This is a genomic window from Nodosilinea sp. P-1105, assembly GCF_012911975.1.
GTDB lineage: Bacteria > Cyanobacteriota > Cyanobacteriia > Phormidesmidales > Phormidesmidaceae > Nodosilinea.
Genome location: NZ_SMDQ01000092.1, coordinates 1 through 18333 on the forward strand (window position 1 = coordinate 1; position 18333 = coordinate 18333).

Sequence of the window (18333 nt, forward strand, 5' to 3'; positions counted from 1 at the left end):
TCAGACAGATGCCGTGGTAGATGGCACGCTGAACCTGCTCAAACTCGCGGTGCATGGAGGATTGAACGAATCAGGAACTAGAACGAGTCTATATAGTACATGCGAACTATGTTGTTGTCACCTGGCGATCGCTGTTCTGGGGGAGATGGGGTTGTAGCCAGGTAGATAGGGTTTGGCATTTTTCTGTAAACAATGGGGAGCAGGACCGACTCATGCTGAATTCAATAATGTGTGGCCCGTTTGAGTAGCGCGTTTATATCTAGACTGAGGCGATCCAAAAATGCAGAAACTGCTGATAGTGCTAGCTTGCTTGGCTCTGTTGCCAATGCCCCGTGCCCTAGCGCAGGGCCGTATTTGTCCTGATGATGGCGAGTTCGAGCCTGCTTCCGAGACCCTGAGAACCGTTGAGCTGCCTGACTTTGGCATTGCTGTGGCCATTCCCAGCAACTATCGCACCATGAAGCGTCAAGATGGTTCTATTTCAATCCTGCATCCCGATGACTTTGCCCTGCTTCAATGTGTTGCCCAAGGGGGGTATGGAGCCAGGGGGTACTATCACGAAAGCATTCAATTAGTCTCGCCTGATCCCGCTATGTCTCTGCGAGATCAGGCGATTTGGTCGGTGGGCTACCAGTTTGACGCTGCCGGTAGACGCATCCCGGCCTATAGTCAAATTCGAGCCTATAACCACAATGGCATCTCGGGCTATCTGGTGGAGTCCATATCGGGCTATGGCGTTACCTTCCTGGGTACCTATCCTGGCAGCAATCAGCTTCTGGAGGTATCAGCGGCCTGTGACTGTCCGGTAGAGATGCAGGATGTTGAGACGTTGCTGTCGCACCTGACCGTGCTGGATTGAGCTGAGAGCCATTTTGCTATGACCCTGCCAAGTCTACCGTTTCCGCCACAGTCGCTGTTTCGCGGAAGGCCCACCGTAGCAGCAGCGGTGCCAACAGCGTGGTGAGAATAACCATGGCAATAATAGCGGCCTGGAGCGGTCGATCTAGGGTACCACTGGCCGCTCCAATGCCCGCAAACACCAGGCCCACTTCCCCCCGAGGAATCATACCCACACCAACCGCCAGACGATTGACGGGTTCCTTGCCAAAGACCGCCCAGCCTGTAATGGTTTTGCCGATGATGGCAACCACAATTAAAAAGGCGGCAATCAGCAAGCCCAGCCGATTTTCTGGGTGAATGGGGTTCAAGACGCTGAGGTCAACCCGTGCCCCTACGGTGACGAAGAAGATCGGCACCAGCACATCGGCGATGGGGATAATTTGCTGGTCGAGTTCTTTGCGTTGGTCAGTTTCGTCCAGCACCAGTCCGGCGGCAAAGGCCCCCAGAATCGCTTCGAGGTGAACGGCTTGGGCCACGAACGCCAGGGCCAGGGCAAAAGTTAGGGCGGGAATGACCAGTTTGCCGCGAGTTTGCAGGCGATCGGCGATCGCACCAAACACACGATTAAAGCCACGACCGATAAAAATAGCCCCCAGCAGAAAGCCGCTGGCACTGGCAATCAGGGTAACCACGTTGATGATAGAAACATCGCCGGTCTTGGCCAGGCTCGCCACGACGGCCAGCACAATAATCCCCAGCACGTCATCCATCACAGCGGCGCCGACAATGATTTGACCTTCCCGCGATCGCAACTGGCCCAACTCCGACAGCACCTTTGACGTAATGCCAATGCTGGTTGCCGTTAGGGCCGCGCCCGCAAAAATCGCAGGCAGCGCGGCAATGTGGAAAATGCCCATCAGGCCCAGAGTGCCCAGGGCAAAGGGGGCCACTACGCCGACCACAGCCACCACGGCGGCCTGCCAGCCCACCTTTTGTAACTCCTTCAGGTCAGACTCAAGGCCAATTTCAAACAACAGAATAATCACCCCCAGTTCGGCCAGCACCGAAATAATCTCGCCCTGGGTTTCAAACACATAGGTGAGGGTTTCCGTTGAGGGGCCCATCAACCGTTGAAGACCGGTCATCAACAGGGAACTAGAGGCCTCGACACCGGCCTCGGGAAAAACCAGCAGGTGCAGCGCTGAGACCCCGACTAAAACACCACTGACCAGTTCCCCCAATACCGGTGGCAGGCCAAGTAATTTAGACACCTCTCCACCGAGCTTGCTGGCTAAATAAACCAAATTCAAGTCCAGACCTGGAGTTATGCCTGTGGGAAAACTCCAGATCCCGAGCTGGACTTGGTATAAATCACCATCAAACTCAGCAAAACCCCCGCCAAAATCATCGGGGCCGCTTCTTCAGAGGGCACCTCTGCCAAAACAGAGGTTAGCAACCTGGGAAAATTGACAAAATCCAGAGAGAGCATGGTGATTAATGTCCTAACGGCAGCTTTAAGCCTGGGACACAGATAACGGAACCCTTGGGGAAACCCCTACCGCTGTTCAGAGCTTCGCCAGGAAACCTGGATCAAGGGACTCCCTGAACTAAGAATCCCCGTGCCGCTAGGCCGGGGAGGGGCAAGCCGTCTATCGGTGCCACGGCAAACATTGAATTTTTGAATTGACTGAAGTAAATGAATTTCAAAGATGCAATTGCATTTACTCTATAAACAGAGTATCACTCTCGTCTTAAGATGAAAACTATCAGGAATATCTTGATAACGGATTTTGTGTATAAGTCGAGCTTATTCTTTTGAGGTGTGGCTGGGGGTAAAGCTCTCTCGTGTCCAAGCTCTGCCTGGGTACGCTCGCTGCGGCGCCGCCGCCCGAGGGGGCAAAGCCGTCGGGCAGGCGATCGCAGCTATGAGTAGTTCTGGCTTCAAGGATCTAGGGCGATCGCGCATAATAGCCGTATAGCGCAGCAACTATCTGTGACCGCAAGTAACGACCGCCTAGACCGCATTGAGGCCTTAGTTGAGAAAACCACTCAGGCTGTTGATAAAAACGCGCAAGCGATCGATCGGCTTACAGATGACATTAGCCGCTTTAATGAACGCTTAGACACCTACGAGCAAGGGATGCGCTGGGTTGTGCAACTGGCCTTTGCGCTATTGATTTCTGCCACCGTGGCCCTGATTGTGAATGCGACGGCGTTTTTAGTAAAACTACTGCTGCCCGCTTAGGGGCTTCAGGGGAGATGTAAGGGCGTAGGTACTGTATCCTAAACCCAGTCAAGCTCTGGCCCTGCACCCTTGTACCTGACCCACCTGCACCTAAAACAATTTCGCAACTACGGCGACCAGCAGATTGACTTCACGGCCCCTAAGACCATTTTGGTGGGGGAAAATGCCCAGGGGAAGTCCAACGTGCTGGAGGCGGTAGAGCTATTGGCTACCCTGAAATCCCACCGGACTGGCCGCGATCGCGACTTAGTCCAGCAGGATCAACCCCTGGCTCACATTACGGCATCGGTGCGGCGGCAGGTGGGAATGGCGGATCTTGCCCTGGTGCTGCGGCCGGTGGGGCGACGCACCGCTGTGCTGAATGGGGAAAAGCTGCGGCGGCAGATGGACTTTTTAGGCACCTTGAACGCGGTGCAGTTCTCGAGTCTTGATCTAGACCTGGTGCGGGGTGGTCCTGGGGAGCGGCGCACTTGGTTAGATACGCTATTGATTCAGCTAGAGCCGGTGTATGCTCACATTTTGGGCCAGTACAACCAGGTGCTCAAGCAGCGCAACGCCCTGATTAAGCGCGTCTATGGCGACGAGGTCGAGGCTACCCCTGACCCCACCGAGATGGCCCTGTGGGATGCCCAACTAGCAGCCCTGGGCACCCGGGTGATTCGCCGTCGAGCCAGGGCCATCGACCGGTTGGCCCCCATTGCCCACCAGTGGCACCAGACCATCAGTGGTCAGCGGGAGGAGCTACGGGTACGCTACCAGCCCAATGTGCCCCTGGCAGAGGATGACCCGCAGCAGATTCAGGCGGACTTTTTAGCCAAAATTCAGCAGCGGGCGATCGCCGAAAAACACCAGCGCACCACCCTGGTTGGCCCCCACCGCGACGACATTGACTTCGCCATTAACGACACCCCTAGCCGTCAGTATGGTTCCCAGGGGCAGCAGCGCACCCTGGTATTGGCTCTGAAGCTGGCGGAACTACACCTGATTGACGAGGTAATTGGCGAACCGCCGCTGCTGCTGCTGGATGATGTGCTGGCAGAGCTAGATTTAAACCGGCAAAATCAGCTGCTGGAGGCGATTCAAGACCGGTTTCAGACCCTGATTACCACCACCCACCTGGGGGCATTTGACAGCCAGTGGCAAACCTCGTCACAGATTTTGACGGTTAAAGCCGGGCAGATTGACGGGCGATCGCCCTAGGGCTCGGTCAGGGGGAATGTCTCAACCCCACTGGCGATCGCTATATCGGGCCACCCGATTCAATTAAACGTTATCTGGTCTGGGGGCCTTGTCTTGAGGCTAACCTGGCGATCGCGCCAGCATCAAACGTAGAGAATGGTGGACAACACCCTTACCATGGAAGAGAACCCTATTGTTGAGCACATGGGATTGCGGGCCAAGGGGAAGCCGTTAGGACTGAGGCGTTGGATGGCGTCCTGGCGATCGCGGTTGGGATGGTCATTCCTGGCCCTGGTGGTCGCCACGGTGGTGCTGCTTTGGTCCCCCACGGTGATTATTCCCCCCAGCCAGCCAGAAGAACCGCGTCTGGTTTATGTGGTGGATCACGGGATGCACTCTCGCTTGGTGCTGCCTGATGGCGCCGGGGGGCTGGTGCAGTACACCTATGGGGACTGGCAATACTTTGCCCTGCAACAGCAAACGGTAGTTACGGCACTGCAAGCCCTGTTTTGGCCCACTCCCGCCACCCTCGGCCGCCGCTACTTAAGCAATATTTCGCAGGTGAATCAAACCTTGACGGACCGGCAGCGGCAAGTGCTGGAACTAGAGGTCTCTGGGGTCCAGGTCACCCAACTGCGATCGCGCCTCGACACCTGGTTTACTGACCACCAAGATACCCAGGTGCACCATCCCGCCAGTGACCTCCACTTCGTCAAAGTGGAGCCGTCTTACACGGTGTTCCACAACAGCAACCATGAGTTAGTCTCCTGGTTGCATGACCTGGACTGCGGCGTGCGAGGGTTTGTGGTCTGGCCCAACTTTAAGGTAAAGACGTGAAATCCTCGGCGGCAGTAGCCTTGACTGGCCGAAATATGACCCCCTTTGCTGGGGGTGTTAGGTGCTGGGTAACCCGCCTATCCAGCGGGTACGGCGGACGGGTGCTGCTTTAGCACCTGGGCCAGGTACTGGCCCGTGTAGGACTCCGCCACCTGGGCCACGTCCTCTGGGGTGCCCTGGGCAATCAGCTCGCCACCGCGATCGCCCCCTTCTGGCCCCAGGTCAATCAGCCAGTCGGCACAGCGTATTACATCCAGGTTGTGCTCAATCATCAGCACCGAATTGCCCTTATCCACCAGCCGCTGCACCACGTCCAGTAGTTTGTGCACATCGTAGAACGACAGACCCGTGGTGGGTTCGTCGATCAGATACAGGGTTTTGCCGGTAGAACGGCGGGCCAGTTCCGAGGCCAGCTTCATCCGCTGGGCTTCGCCACCAGACAGGGTGGGGGCAGTTTGACCCAGGCGAATGTAGCCCAAGCCCACATCCACCATGGTTTGCAGCCGACTGGCCGCCTGGGGAATATTTTGGAAAAAGTCGAGGGCCTCTTCGGCGGTCATGTTCAGCACATCGGAAATATTTTTGCCCTTGTAGGTAATTTGCAGGGTGTCGCGGTTGTAACGAGCCCCTTTGCACACTTCGCACTGCACATAGACATCTGGCAGGAAGTTCATCTCAATCACGTTCACCCCCTGGCCACCGCAGGCTTCGCAGCGCCCCCCCTTGACATTGAACGAGAACTGGCCAGCCTTATAGCCCCGGGCCTTGGCTTCAATAGTTTCGGTGAACAGGTTACGGATCACATCGAACACGCCGGTATAGGTGGCCGGGTTAGAGCGGGGGGTGCGACCAATGGGGGATTGGTCGATCACAATCACCTTATCCAGGGCCTTGAGACCGTTGACTTTATCCAGATGTTGGGGAAAGGGCACCTTGCGACCAAAATGGTGTTGCAAAGCGGGGTAGAGCAGCTCGTTCACCAGGGTGGACTTGCCGGAGCCGGATACCCCGGTGACACACACTAACTGGCCCAGGGGAATCTCAATATCCAGGTGTTTCAGGTTGTTGCGGTGGGCATTTTTCAGCACCAGGGAGCGGCCATTGCCGGGGCGTCGCTCGGCTGGGGTGGGAATCGACTGCCGCCCCGACAGATAAGCCCCGGTGAGGGAGTCTTTAGCATTAATCAGGTGCTTGAGACTGCCCTCAGCCACAATGGCCCCACCATGGATACCCGCCCCGGGGCCAATGTCCACCAGATGATCGGCGGCGCGGATAGTGTCTTCGTCGTGCTCCACCACAATCAGGGTGTTGCCCAGGTCCCGCAGCCGATAGAGAGTATTCAGCAGGCGATCGTTGTCCCGCTGGTGCAGACCAATGCTGGGTTCGTCGAGCACATAGAGCACGCCCGTTAACCCAGAGCCGATTTGGGTGGCCAGACGAATCCGCTGGGCTTCGCCGCCAGACAGGGTCATGGCGGTGCGATGCAGGGTCAGGTAGTCCAGCCCCACATCCATCATGAACTGCAGCCGAGCCCGAATCTCCCGCAGCACCAGAGCGCCAATCTGTAACTGCCGGGCCGAGAGTTTGGGGGCATCCCCCGTTTCCCCCACCAGAGTACGAATCCGCTTCAGACACTCGCGGATGGAGACGTTGGTCAGATCATTGATGCTGTAGGGACCAATCCGCACGGCATTGGACTCGGGCTTGAGGCGGGTGCCGTGGCACACCTCACAGGTTTGGTCGATCAGGTACTTTTCCAGCTTTTGTTTGTACAGATCGGAGGAGGTTTCCCGGTACTGGCGATCGAGGATGGGTAACACCCCTTCGTACTGACGATAGTAGCCCTTGCGTTCCCGGTAGCGGGAATCGGACTCGATGTAGATTTTCTCCTCGCTGCCGTGCAGGACGATGTGTTGCTGCTCGGGGGTGAGCTGATCCCAGCGGGTTTGAATCTCGAAGCCAAAGGCCTGACCAACGCTATAGAGCAGGGAGAAGTAGTAGGTGTTGTCTTTTTCTGACCAGGGGGCGATCGCCGCATACACCGGCAGGGTGGGATCAGGCACCACCAGATCCGCCGAGAAGGTGCGCAGACTGCCCAACCCATGGCAATGGGGGCAGGCCCCATAGGGGGAGTTAAAGGAAAACAGCCGGGGGGACAGTTCCTCCATCACCGCCCCATGTTCGGGGCAAGCAAAGTTTTCCGAGAATACCAGTTCCTTCAGGGGCTGGGCTTCACCATAGCTCCCTTCCCCCTCTGCCGCCTGGGGTAAGCGATCGCTCAGAGACACGACCTTCCCCCCTGTTTCCTGTGCCCTATCCCCTGTGCCCAGTTCCCTGGCTCCGACCTCCTGACCCCGCTCCGCCAGAATATCAATCACCGCGATCCCATCCGATCGCTTCAGACAGGTGCGCAGAGAGTCGGCCAGCCGCTCTTCCAGCCCTGCTTTTTTCACCAGTCGGTCTACCACCACCTCAATGTGGTGGCTGTGGTTTTTATCTAGCTCAATGTTGTCCGTGAGTTCGCGAATTTCCCCGTTCACCCGCACCCGAACGAACCCCTCCGAGGCCAGGCTGGACAACAGCTTTTTGTGGGTGCCCTTTTTACCCCGCACCACCGGGGCCAGCACCTGGAACCGGGTGCGATCGGGCAGGGTCATCACCCGATCAATCATCTGGTCGATGGTCTGGGGAGAAATACTGCGATCGCAATGGGGACAGTGGGGATCGCCGGCTCGGCCATAGAGCAACCGTAGGTAGTCGTAGATTTCAGTCACCGTGCCCACCGTAGATCGGGGGTTGTGGGAGGTGGATTTTTGGTCGATGGAAATGGCTGGACTCAGCCCCTCGATCGCATCCACATCCGGCTTATCCACCTGGCCCAAAAACTGGCGGGCGTAGGCACTGAGGGATTCCACATAGCGGCGCTGCCCCTCGGCAAAGATGGTATCAAAGGCCAGGGATGACTTGCCAGACCCAGACACCCCAGTAAACACAATCAGCTGGTTGCGGGGCAGCTCCAGGTCTAAATTTTTCAGGTTGTGCTGGCGAGCCCCCCGAATCCGAATCACATTGTCGTCAATGGCGGCGTGGTGATGATCTAGCCCGGCACTGGTGCTACCGTTGCTGCCGTTTGAGCCCTGGCGTTGGCTGGACGCTCGCCCCCGGCGGGAAGTGGGGGATTTCTTGGCGGAGGCATCCGATTTGGGCATGTCTGAGGGCTTCGTGACAACGCATGTATTAATTTAACATTTATAAACAGTTGTTTTGGGAGTGTGTACGTCTACGGCAGCCAAGCTCAGGCAGGCCAGTCAACTACACTAGAGATCCCCCTGCTAAGGACTCCCCTGATGGTACAGACCCAGCTCAGGTTTCACAGCTTTGACGACTATCTGGCCTATGACGACGGCACAGATCAAATCTACGAGCTATTTAATGGAGAGTTGATTGCCGTGCCGCCAGAATCGGGATTCAATGTACAGATTGCCAATCGTCTGTTTATGGCTTTTGCGCTGCTGATTGGCCCCGACCTGGTGCGGGGGCATGGCTTAGAGCTGGAGGTGAGGGGAGAACCCAAAAACCGTTTCCCCGACCTGACCATTCTGCGACCCGAGCATATCTCACAACTGGCTAACCGCAACACCATTCGCCTGACCATGCCGCCGCCGCTGCTGGTGGTGGAGGTGGTTAGCCCTGGGGACCTGCAGTGGGAGCGAGACTATGTGGCGAAGCGGGCCCAGTATGATGACCTGGGGATTCCCGAATATTGGATTGTTAACCCCCAGGACCAGACGGTGCTGCGGCTGGCCCAGGATGGCCAGGGGTTTAAGCCAGCGGACACGGTGACCGGTGATGGCGCGATCGCCTCGTCACAATTTCCTGGACTCAACTTAACCGCTGCCCAACTGTTTGCCACCGCCCAGCCTTAACCAGGGACGGTCTCTGCTCCCCTGTATGCTCCCTGATCTCAGCCAACTGTTGCGAATCACGATAACGGGCAACACTATCACTAAGATTGAGGGTTTACTAAATATAGATCCATTGGAGTTCCTACCGTTTTCGCCACGGCTTTGCCATGCCCGCCTTTCCCCAAGACAATTCTCTGCAGCACCCACCTCCAGCCACCGAAGACCGCAGTGATGTGCCAGAGACAGAGGCCATAGCAGGGCAGGATGAAATTGCCTCCCCTCTGGCCCAGACAACCCTTGAGCTTCTCAGTGAACACCCCTTTCAGGCTCTGTTTGAAGCGGCCCTCGAAGCGATTGTGATTGCCGACGACCAGGGCAGCTACGTGGCGGCAAATCAGGCCGCCTGTGACTTGTTTGGCCTGACCAGAGCTGAGTTGGTTGGCTGCAGTTTAAAGGACTTTACCCCCGCTGACATTGATGCTGACCAGGCCTGGATCAGCTTTCTGCAGCAGGGGCAGGCACGGGGCGAATTTCCCCTGATGCGGGCCGATGGCACCATGCGCCAGGTGGAATATGCCGCTACTGCCAATGTCATGCCCCATCGACATCTGTCCATATTGCGGGATGTCACCGAGCAAAGGGCCTTAGCCCAACAGCTACACCAACTCAACCAGTCGTTGGAACAGCAAGTCGCCCAACGCACCAGCGCCCTAGAACAGGCCAATGCAGACCTCAGATCGTTTTTGAACAACTCTCCAGCCTGCATTGTTAAATTCCGGCTGTTTGCCGATGGCCGTGTTGCTTACGACTATTACTCCTCCAAGAGTGAATCGATGTATGGTTACCCGGCCGCAGTCCTACTGAACCAGCCTGATCTCTGGCAGTCGCGAGTTCTCCCAGAAGACCTGGAGGCGGTGATTAAGCCGGTTATAGCCGCCATCATGGCGGGACAGACTCAGCTCGGTGCTGAATATCGCTTCCGTCATGCCGATGGTTCCATGCGCTGGATTCGAGAAGTGGCCACAGCGGAATGGCATCAGGCCCAGAATTGCTGGACTGTGGTTAGCGTTGCCACTGACATCAGCGATCGCAAGCGCCTAGAGGCAGAAGCCGCTCAACGCCACCAGCAGCTGCAGCAACAGCAGCTTGCCATGCTGGAACTGTTCCAGCGTCAAGAGCTGTACAGCGGGGATTTGGCCATGGCCCTGCGGTACATCACTGAAACCGCCGCCCAGACCCTGCAACTCGATCGAGTCAGCGTTTGGTGGTTGCAGGCAGAGACACCCCTGTTGGTCTGCGCCGACCTGTTCTGTCGCGACCAAAATCGTCACCTGACCTTACCGCCGTTTAGCATGGCTGATTACCCGATCTACTTTCGGGCCATGGTCAACAACCGCATCATTGCCGCTGACGACGCTCACCAAGATCCTCGCACCCAAGAATTTGCCCAGACCTACATTCGGTCTGAAGGGATTGTGTCGATGATGGATGTGCCTATTCGCTCAGAAGGTCAATTAATCGGGGTCTTGTGCTTTGACCAAACCCACGCCCCTCACCCCTGGCGAGTGGAGGAACAACATTTTGCCATCTACCTGGCCAGCCTGGTGGCGTTAGTCAAAGAAAGCGGCGATCGCCGACTGGCAGAAAAACAGCTGACTCAGCGAGAGCAGGAGTTCCGGGCCCTGGCCGAAAACACCCCTGACTGTATTCTGCGCTGCGATCGCCAGTATCGCTTTCTGTACGCCAACCCAGCCGTCGCCGCCCTAAACCAGCTTCCCCAGGCGGCAATCTTGGGTAAAACGCCTCAAGAGTTGGGCTTTCCAGACATCCTAACCAGCCGCTGGCAAGGGGCATTCGAGCGGGCATTTACCACCGGCCAAACCCAGACCCTAGACTACACGATGGCATTGCCCACTGGCCCTAAAACCTTTGACTCCCGGATTGTGCCTGAGTTTGATGGCGATGGAAGGGTAGAGACAGTGTTGATCGTTGCCCGTGACATCACTGACCTGCGGCGCGCCCAAGAGGACTCTATCTATCAAGCGGAACAGGAACGCACCCTACGGCTGATCACCCAGCACATTCGTCAGACCCTCCACCTGGATGCCATCCTAGAGGCGGCAGTGAGTGAAATTCAGCGGGTTTTCCAGGCGGATCGGACCCTGATCTTTCGGCTCGACTCAGATCACTCCGGGGTGGTAATTAAAGAAATGGTGCGCCCTGCATATCCCATCACCCTGGAGATGCGCTGGGAGGATGAATGCTTTCCGCCCGAATGCTATGCCGCCTATGCCCAGGGGATGGCCCGGATTGTTTCGGATGTGGCCCTAGATACTTGGGGTGAGTGTCTGGTGGACTTTATGCGCGATACCCAGGTGCAATCCAAAATGGTGGCACCGATTTTACAGGGTCAAGCCGACGGCACTAGCCGGGTCTGGGGATTGCTGATTACCCACGCCTGCGCCACCCCCCGCCAGTGGCAGCCGGAGGAACTGAATTTATTGCAACAGGTGGCCGAGCAATTGGCGATCGCGGTCTACCAGGCCGAACTACACCAGCAGTTGCAAACCACCAACCAGGAGCTGGAGCATCTATCGAATACCGATGCCCTGACCCAGGTGGCCAACCGCCGCTGTTTTGATCAAACCCTAACCCAGGAATGGCGGCGGGCCCAGCGGGAACAGACTTCCCTGGCCCTGATTCTGTGTGATATTGACCATTTCAAGCAGTACAACGACACCTATGGCCACCCCGCTGGGGATGGTTGTCTCATCGCGGTGACCCAGGCCCTGCAGACCTGCGTGAATCGGGCCACTGATTGTCTGGCCCGTTGTGGGGGAGAAGAGTTTGGCATCATCCTACCCCAGACCGACGTGCCGGGAGCGATCGCAGTGGTGCAAAACATGCAAGCCGCGATCGCGAACCTACAGCTTGACCACCCTACCCAACCTAACGCTAGTCCCATTACCCTCAGCTTTGGCATAGTGGCCACTCTACCCTCAACGACTAGTTCTCCCGAAGCGCTGATCCAGCAGGTGGACAAAGCCCTGTACCAAGCCAAACAAACCGGCCGCGATCGCTTCTGTATAGCTTCCTGATCGGTCAAGGCATTGCCCTAGTACAGAAAGGCAGAAGGCAGAAGGCAGAAGGCAGAAGGCAGAAGGCAGAAGGCAGAAGGCAGAAAGGGAATCCCGCTCTAAGCAAAGGTTTGGGCTTACAGCTCCAATCGTAGGGTGGGCTCTGCCCACCAGCCCCAGGAAACACCCTCACAAGGTTTCTTCCTGCTCCATCGAAGGGCACCGCCGTTAGTCAACCGCTGGGATCTGTATGAGTGCTGCGATGCACAGTCTACGGCTCGCCTTAAAACCGCTTACCGTGAACCGTAAACCCTCTCAGCCAGCAATCAGCCGACAGATGCTACCCATGGCCTGGCGGGCTCTGGTGCAGAATCAGCCGATTACCGTCTGGGTCGTAGGCGTAGATTTCGCGCCCATGGGAAGCGGTGATGATTGGCCCAGGGGGGGGGTGGCCCAACTGGGCGAGACGGGCGATCGCCTGGTCTAAATCCTCCACGTCAATACACAAACTCATGCCGCCGCTGGTAGTCGCCTGAAATTCAGCCTGGTGATCCTGCCGGGGGTGAAAAATCGCCAGCCGCAGCCCCACCACCTGAAACTCGCCATAGCGAGACGGGATAACCCGCTGGGCCGTTTGGCCTAGCAGGTCACTATAGAAGGTCACCAGGGCATCAACATTGACACTGGCCAAAGCCACATAAACGCTGGAATAGTTCATTGGTACCGGATCAAACCGGCGTCTTACCAAAAATTCGGGCCGACTGTTCGGGGCTAAGCCGGTTCGCCCCCGGCCAGTAGGATTGCACCGGACCAGCATAGGCAGGCTCAGGGTCAGCCTTGGTTTTCTGAGACAGCCCACCCGGCTTCGTCACCCTGGCTTCGTCGATGTCGGCATAGATTTTGCTGTGGGGGGGGACAAACTTTTCCGTCTCTTCGTCGTAAGCCAACAACTGGGCATTTTCCAGGCGGTAAATCCAGCCGTGGATCGCTAGATTGCCCGTGTGCAACTTCGAGCGAATCACCGGATAGGTCTGCAGATTATCGATTTGGGTGAGCACATTCTGGGCCACTAACAGATCGAGCTTCTCACTTTTGTCTAAGTCACTGTAGTGGTCTTCCACCAGTTTGCGGGTAGCCTCTGTGTGGTGCAACCAGTGGTAGACCAGGGGCATCTTTTCTTCTAGCTCACCTAGCTGTAGCAGGCCCTTCATCGCCCCACATTGGGTGTGGCCACAGACAATAATCTGCCGAATATCCAGAGCTTCCATGGCATATTCGATGGTGGCCCCTTCGCCACCATTGGTGGCCTCAAAGGGCGGAATAATGTTCCCAGCGTTGCGGATAATGAACAAATCGCCAATGTCCGCCTGGGTAATGATAGTCGGGTCAACCCGTGAGTCGGAACAGCCGATAAACAGCACCCGGGGATGCTGGCCCTTGGCTAACTGCTTAATCAGCTCTTTGTGGCTGGGGAGGTAGTGTTCTTGGAATTCGCGCAGACCGCGCAGCAGCTTTTCCATAGGGCAAAGGCCAATTCATTACGGGCAGGGCACCGCTGCCCCACATATATTGTTATCCCATATCTGAGTGCCTTCTTTGGCAAAGATTTGCTTATCGCAGTGATTATGGTGGCTTGTTTGGGGAGATGGGTGGATGGGTGGATGGGAGATGGGGTAGATGGGTGGATGGGAGATGGGGTGGATGGGTGGATGCCGTAGGGGCGGACCCATGTGTCCGCCCTGGCAGGGAGTGGGACCGAGGACGATTCGGGACACGGTGAATATCGTAGGGGCGGACCTGTGTGTCCGCCCTGGCAGGGAGTGGTACCGAGGATGATTCGGGACACGGTGAATATCGTAGGGGCGGACCTGTGTGTCCGCCCTGGCAGGGAGTGGTACCGAGGACGATTCGGGACACGGTGAATATCGTAGGGGCAGACCTGTGTGTCCGCCCTGGCGGGGAAGGGGATGATGGGGTGGTTTCGGTGATGGGGGAAAAGACGGTCTTGGGTGTGGTCCGATGTCCGAGCATTCCCCTTTTTGTTCTTCCCTTTTCTGTTTTCGTTCTTCAGATTAGTTGGATGGCATAGTACTACCCGACAGAAACATGACCCCGTTGCTGAAGGTGTCAGGTGTCGGCATCCCCTCCTGGGAGGGGCAGGGGTGGGTTACACAGGTGTCAGCAATGGTGAGCCGACTTATGCCTCAGAGTAATAGGGTAAAGACATTTCGGAGGTGTATGTGAAAGGCCTATTTGTGGGATTGATCACCCTGGATTGCGTCTACCAGGTGCACCACATCCCCGACGCCAACGAGAAAACCGTGGCCCAGGCTAGCTGGCTGGGGGCAGGGGGACCGGCCACTAACGCCGCTGTCACCTTCAGCCAGATGGGGAATGCTGCCCAGGTGCTGGGTGCTCTGGGGCAACACCCCATGACCAGCCTGATCCACGCCGATCTAGCCCACCATGGGGTAGACATTCTGGACCTGAGCCCAGCGATCGCGGATCCACCCCCCCTATCCACCATCTTAGTCACCGCCGCCACCGGCGATCGCGCCGTCATCTCCCGCAATGCCATTGGTCGCCAGATCGAGCCTCCCCTGCACTACGATCACTGGCTGAGAGGAGTAGACGTGGTGCTAGTGGATGGTCACCAGATGGCGTTGGGCCGCGCGATCGCCACCCTGGCCCGCCAGCGAAATATTCCCGTTGTCATAGACGCTGGCAGCTGGAAGCCCGGCTTTGAAACCGTCTTGCCCCTGGCCACCAGCGTGATTGCCGCCGCCAAATTTCGCCTGCCGGATCAGCCCACCGCCCTGGGCACCCTGCAAGCCCTACACCAGATGGGCATCCCCGAGGTGGCCATGACCCATGGACCAGACCCGATTCAACTGTGGCGCAACGGCACGATAGTCGAGCTCCCCGTGCCCCAGGTGGCCGTCACCGATACCCTGGGGGCCGGAGATATTTTCCACGGTGCCTTTTGCCACTACCGCCTCAGCCATGACGTTGAACCCGCCCTTACCCTAGCCGCCCAGGTCGCCGCCCAAAGTTGTCAACGGTTTGGACCGCGATCGTAGTGTGAAGCTATCCATGGCCGACTTTCCTATTGGTGCATTGCGGCGTAGGCAGCGCTACACCTGACGGCTATGCCCCCTCAGCCTCTACTAGAGGCTAGGAACTGGGTACTGTATTAGGGCAAAGTCCGATAGCTGTGAGTCATGATTGTTAAAGAACTGGATCCCATAGCCCCTAATGCCAGTAAACAGATGCAGGCGGGACGCCGAGCAGAAGAACAAATGGCGTTTTACCTCCGCCGAGCGTTTGGCGAAGATCCTAAGATCAAAGTGCTGAACGGATTGCGAGTAGAGCGTCAGGGCGAGGTCGCCCAAATTGACCATCTACTGGTCAGCACCCACGGGTTTACCCTGATTGAGAGTAAAAGCGTCACCACACAGATTCGCGTCAATGCCCAGGGGGAATGGTCGCGCCAGGTAGGCTCAGCCTGGCAGGGAATGCCCTCCCCCCTGCTGCAAGTAGAGCGGCAGGCCGAGTTGCTGAAGGCTTTACTTAACGACCATGTGGATCAGTTCTTCCGCAAGGTATTGACGATCCAGGTCACGTTTAGCTCTGTGCCCTTTGATGGTTTAGTGGCCATTTCTGACACTGGGGTAATTCAGCGGCCACGGGGCTTTGCCACGCAGCAGGTGCTCAAGGCTGATCAGATCACCAGCAGAGTTCAGGAGATGAATGAAGCCTATCGTCGGGCCAGCGGTTTATTTTCCCTCAACCTGAAAGATGCCGGAGCCGAATTTAGCGATAAGACAGTGACGAAGTTGACGGCGTTTTTACTACAACAGCATACCCCTCAACCGCAGCCGACCAGGCAGCCTACACCTCAAGAGGCTGTTGCCAACCCTCACACAAGTCGCCCGTGCCCTCAGCCCAATAAGGCAACGCCGCCCATGACCAAGCCTCAGTCCGTGGACCAGCTCCAGCCTCCCTCGGTCCCCTCATCTCAGCCCCAGCCCACTGCCGCCAAGTCTGCGACTCAAGCGACCTCGGTACATACCTGCCGTGCTTGCGGGGGCAGTCATTTAACCATTGTCTACGGTAAATATGGCTACTATTTCAAGTGTGCTGACTGTGGCGGCAATACCCCGATTAAGGTGACCTGCGTCAACGGTGAGAAAGCCAAAATCTCTAAGCGAGGTCGGGAGTTTTATGTGGTCTGCCCTGACACCCCTCACCCCCAACTCTTTTACGTCAACCCCGAAGGGTGAAGGAGAGTCACGAGAATGAATGATAGTGGTGGATTGCGGCCCAGAAGGGGATGAGGGCGATCGCCGAGATGGTTGGCCACGACGATGCACCCTACGCCACCATGACATAACGGGTCAGCACTCGCATGATTTCGTGAGTACGGCCTGTGGCTTCGACATCAGGGCTCAGCCGAACGGGCTGGGGTTTGCGACCCTCGCAGACTTCGGCAAAGCCAAGGCGATATAGCTCGTGGATGATGCGCTCTACGCCGTGGGCGCTACCAATGACCAAAATACGAATCACCTCCCGCCCTGGTTCGGTGGCAGGCTCAAGGGTGACTTGCAAGGCAGGGTTAGCCAGGGTGGATGGGAGGAAGGCTTGGGGCATAGGAAGCTCCTTTGTTGCTTAATGGATCACAAGATAGCACCAATTCCAGGATTGTGATCCAAAAAGCAACATTTACGTTCCCGTGAGTCTCTGACACAGTTGGAGAATGGGTAGAGCAAGCCAAGCATTAAAGCAGGTGTTGGACACCTACGGCATCAGCCAAAACCAGCTGGCCGGAGCGATGGGCGTAGAACGAGGCAGCGTTTCCCGCTGGTACCACGACAAGCGCGACCCGACGGCAGAGACAGTCGTGGAGATTGTAGAAGCTTTGGCAAATGCTAATTTTCAAGCCGCCGAGGAGTTTGTGAAACTATATTTAGGAGATATCCTCATAGAGAAAATAAACTCGGGAAGATAATTTTTATTAAATCATGTGTTAATTATCCTTGCCTGTTTGCAGCATTACTTGCAATGAAAAATAATGATAATTTGGCCATAAAACCAAGTCAGAATCTCCATGTTGGCACTGCATTAAAAATATTTGAAATTACTATTGCTGCCATTCAAGATCCACAGGAATCTGGAACTTCTGTCTACTATGGATTGAAGCATGCTCTGAATGTAGTTTGCGATCCAGATGTCTTCTCTAAGACTACCCGAAAAGGGATTTTGTATGCGCTTTCACACTTTGCGTACAATGAGCACGTCCTTAGAGAGGATTCACTCTACTCCGCTGAAGATGGTAGTCCTTCAAGGTTTCATCCTTCTACGCCTGAGCATTTTTTATGGTATGCAGAGGACTTTTTGGAATTTAGTGATTTGCACCAACTTGTAGTGTCTAAATCATGCAGAGCTTATATTAATGAAGTTTCAGAAAAATCTTCAGAAAAATATGAATCAGAAGATGATTACTGGGAGCATGAATATTATGACTATTTGAGATACGAAAACAGAAGATTAAGGATCGCCATTGACCAAATACGCAAGGAGAATAAAATCCAGCTTGAAGAGATTTCGGATTTATATCTGAGGAGCAACTCTGAAAGAGTCTTCAATGATAGAGAGCTTTGCTCTTGGATTTCGAGCCTGATAATCGAGATTGGATTTCCTGGTGAAACCCGCAAATGGATAGATCGACCTAAGTCATGGCCTACGTGGTTAAAACGAACTTTGGACTTGAGAGAGAAAGGCAAATGTGCAAATTGTGGGGTTGATTATTTCAGCGATATAAGTATTACTACTCACATAGACCATATAGTTCCTCTTTCCAAAGGAGGATGTAACGATTTGGTTAATCTACAAATACTCTGTGAGACTTGCAATACAAAAAAAGGAGCTTATCTATGGAAAGTAAAGTCCTCAATTCCCAAATATATTTCAGAACGGTTAAAGTAAATTAAATGAATGCTCAAAATTCAAAATAAGGATTGTCAAAAGACTCTCAGCACCCTGGCAAGCAAATGCTTTATTAACTTCTAGCCATCTTCCTTGCTGCCAAAGTAAAGTCCTAAGGCAGGCCCTATTAATCCTGTTTGAGTACTTAATAAAATAGAAAATAAGTCCTTTTAAAAGCTAAATTTTCTGGCTCTTCCGACCTAGACATGGGAAAGAGGCTCTGAGGGCGAGAAGTGGAGAGAGAAAGAAACGCTAGGAAGGGGTG

General features: G+C 55.7%; 15 protein-coding genes and 1 pseudogene. 11 read left to right on the forward strand and 5 right to left on the reverse strand.

Going from position 1 to position 18333, the window contains the following annotated elements; all coding sequences use genetic code 11:
- The first annotated feature begins 280 nt into the window (after positions 1-280).
- Positions 281-859 (forward strand): hypothetical protein, encoded by a 579-nt coding sequence (locus tag E1H13_RS24340; protein WP_206070985.1) that lies wholly within the window; start codon positions 281-283, stop codon positions 857-859.
- A 16-nt stretch (positions 860-875) separates the two neighbouring features.
- Here the strand turns inward: E1H13_RS24340 and E1H13_RS24345 are convergent.
- Positions 876-2248 (reverse strand): annotated as a pseudogene (locus E1H13_RS24345) (cation:proton antiporter).
- A gap of 382 nt (positions 2249-2630) precedes the next feature.
- On the opposite strand from E1H13_RS24345, the gene E1H13_RS24355 reads away from it, so the two are divergent.
- The 4 genes from E1H13_RS24355 (at position 2631) to E1H13_RS24370 (ending at position 5101) form a co-directional block, all read left to right on the forward strand.
- Positions 2631-2819, forward strand: a complete 189-nt coding sequence (locus E1H13_RS24355) for a hypothetical protein (protein ID WP_169617567.1) — start codon at positions 2631-2633, stop codon at positions 2817-2819.
- Between the two features lie 14 nt (positions 2820-2833).
- The gene (locus E1H13_RS24360; RefSeq protein ID WP_169617568.1) at positions 2834-3085 is read left to right on the forward strand and encodes a hypothetical protein; all 252 of its coding nucleotides are present in this window, start codon (positions 2834-2836) and stop codon (positions 3083-3085) included.
- A 69-nt stretch (positions 3086-3154) separates the two neighbouring features.
- Positions 3155-4285 carry a DNA replication/repair protein RecF gene (recF, locus tag E1H13_RS24365; RefSeq protein ID WP_169617569.1) on the forward strand — a complete coding sequence of 377 codons (1131 nt, stop codon included), beginning with the start codon at positions 3155-3157 and terminating at the stop codon, positions 4283-4285.
- Positions 4286-4441: 156 nt separating this feature from the next.
- The gene (locus E1H13_RS24370; RefSeq protein ID WP_169617570.1) at positions 4442-5101 is read left to right on the forward strand and encodes a DUF2459 domain-containing protein; all 660 of its coding nucleotides are present in this window, start codon (positions 4442-4444) and stop codon (positions 5099-5101) included.
- Between the two features lie 77 nt (positions 5102-5178).
- Here the strand turns inward: E1H13_RS24370 and uvrA are convergent, their stop codons facing one another.
- Positions 5179-8310: an excinuclease ABC subunit UvrA gene (uvrA, locus tag E1H13_RS24375; RefSeq protein ID WP_169617571.1), complete on the reverse strand. Its 3132-nt coding sequence runs from the start codon at positions 8308-8310 to the stop codon at positions 5179-5181.
- 138 nt (positions 8311-8448) lie between these two features.
- On the opposite strand from uvrA, the gene E1H13_RS24380 reads away from it, so the two are divergent.
- Both E1H13_RS24380 and E1H13_RS24385 read left to right on the forward strand, forming a co-directional pair.
- Entirely contained in the window at positions 8449-9027 is a 579-nt protein-coding gene (locus tag E1H13_RS24380; protein ID WP_169617572.1) for a Uma2 family endonuclease, read from the forward strand.
- 146 nt (positions 9028-9173) lie between these two features.
- Complete coding sequence (locus E1H13_RS24385; RefSeq protein ID WP_169617573.1) at positions 9174-12104, forward strand: diguanylate cyclase; 2931 nt, start codon at positions 9174-9176, stop codon at positions 12102-12104.
- 319 nt (positions 12105-12423) lie between these two features.
- Here E1H13_RS24385 and E1H13_RS24390 read toward each other — a convergent pair whose 3' ends face one another.
- Positions 12424-12801 carry a VOC family protein gene (locus E1H13_RS24390; protein ID WP_169617574.1) on the reverse strand — a complete coding sequence of 126 codons (378 nt, stop codon included), beginning with the start codon at positions 12799-12801 and terminating at the stop codon, positions 12424-12426.
- A gap of 10 nt (positions 12802-12811) precedes the next feature.
- Complete coding sequence (locus E1H13_RS24395) at positions 12812-13603, reverse strand: carbonic anhydrase (RefSeq protein WP_169617575.1); 792 nt, start codon at positions 13601-13603, stop codon at positions 12812-12814.
- Between the two features lie 720 nt (positions 13604-14323).
- On the opposite strand from E1H13_RS24395, the gene E1H13_RS24400 reads away from it, so the two are divergent.
- Positions 14324-15163, forward strand: a complete 840-nt coding sequence (locus tag E1H13_RS24400) for a PfkB family carbohydrate kinase (RefSeq protein WP_169617576.1) — start codon at positions 14324-14326, stop codon at positions 15161-15163.
- Positions 15164-15304: 141 nt separating this feature from the next.
- The gene (locus tag E1H13_RS24405; RefSeq protein WP_169617577.1) at positions 15305-16366 is read left to right on the forward strand and encodes a nuclease-related domain-containing protein; all 1062 of its coding nucleotides are present in this window, start codon (positions 15305-15307) and stop codon (positions 16364-16366) included.
- A 91-nt stretch (positions 16367-16457) separates the two neighbouring features.
- Here E1H13_RS24405 and E1H13_RS24410 read toward each other — a convergent pair whose 3' ends face one another.
- On the reverse strand, positions 16458-16733 hold the full coding sequence (locus E1H13_RS24410) for a hypothetical protein (protein ID WP_169617578.1): 276 nt from the start codon (positions 16731-16733) through the stop codon (positions 16458-16460).
- 136 nt (positions 16734-16869) lie between these two features.
- On the opposite strand from E1H13_RS24410, the gene E1H13_RS24415 reads away from it, so the two are divergent.
- Positions 16870-17091 (forward strand): helix-turn-helix transcriptional regulator, encoded by a 222-nt coding sequence (locus tag E1H13_RS24415; protein WP_347404218.1) that lies wholly within the window; start codon positions 16870-16872, stop codon positions 17089-17091.
- A 53-nt stretch (positions 17092-17144) separates the two neighbouring features.
- The gene (locus E1H13_RS24420) at positions 17145-18068 is read left to right on the forward strand and encodes an HNH endonuclease signature motif containing protein (RefSeq protein WP_169617580.1); all 924 of its coding nucleotides are present in this window, start codon (positions 17145-17147) and stop codon (positions 18066-18068) included.
- Positions 18069-18333 lie beyond the last annotated feature (265 nt).

Coding starts and splice junctions, on each gene's coding strand:
- E1H13_RS24405 (WP_169617577.1), top strand. CDS start 15,305: ATGATTGTTAAAGAACTGGATCCCATAGCCCCTAATGCCAGTAAACAG.
- E1H13_RS24385 (WP_169617573.1), top strand. CDS start 9,174: ATGCCCGCCTTTCCCCAAGACAATTCTCTGCAGCACCCACCTCCAGCC.
- E1H13_RS24340 (WP_206070985.1), top strand. CDS start 281: ATGCAGAAACTGCTGATAGTGCTAGCTTGCTTGGCTCTGTTGCCAATG.
- E1H13_RS24390 (WP_169617574.1), bottom strand. CDS start 12,801: ATGAACTATTCCAGCGTTTATGTGGCTTTGGCCAGTGTCAATGTTGAT.
- E1H13_RS24370 (WP_169617570.1), top strand. CDS start 4,442: ATGGAAGAGAACCCTATTGTTGAGCACATGGGATTGCGGGCCAAGGGG.
- E1H13_RS24410 (WP_169617578.1), bottom strand. CDS start 16,733: ATGCCCCAAGCCTTCCTCCCATCCACCCTGGCTAACCCTGCCTTGCAA.
- E1H13_RS24380 (WP_169617572.1), top strand. CDS start 8,449: ATGGTACAGACCCAGCTCAGGTTTCACAGCTTTGACGACTATCTGGCC.
- E1H13_RS24420 (WP_169617580.1), top strand. CDS start 17,145: ATGAAAAATAATGATAATTTGGCCATAAAACCAAGTCAGAATCTCCAT.
- E1H13_RS24395 (WP_169617575.1), bottom strand. CDS start 13,603: ATGGAAAAGCTGCTGCGCGGTCTGCGCGAATTCCAAGAACACTACCTC.
- uvrA (WP_169617571.1), bottom strand. CDS start 8,310: ATGCCCAAATCGGATGCCTCCGCCAAGAAATCCCCCACTTCCCGCCGG.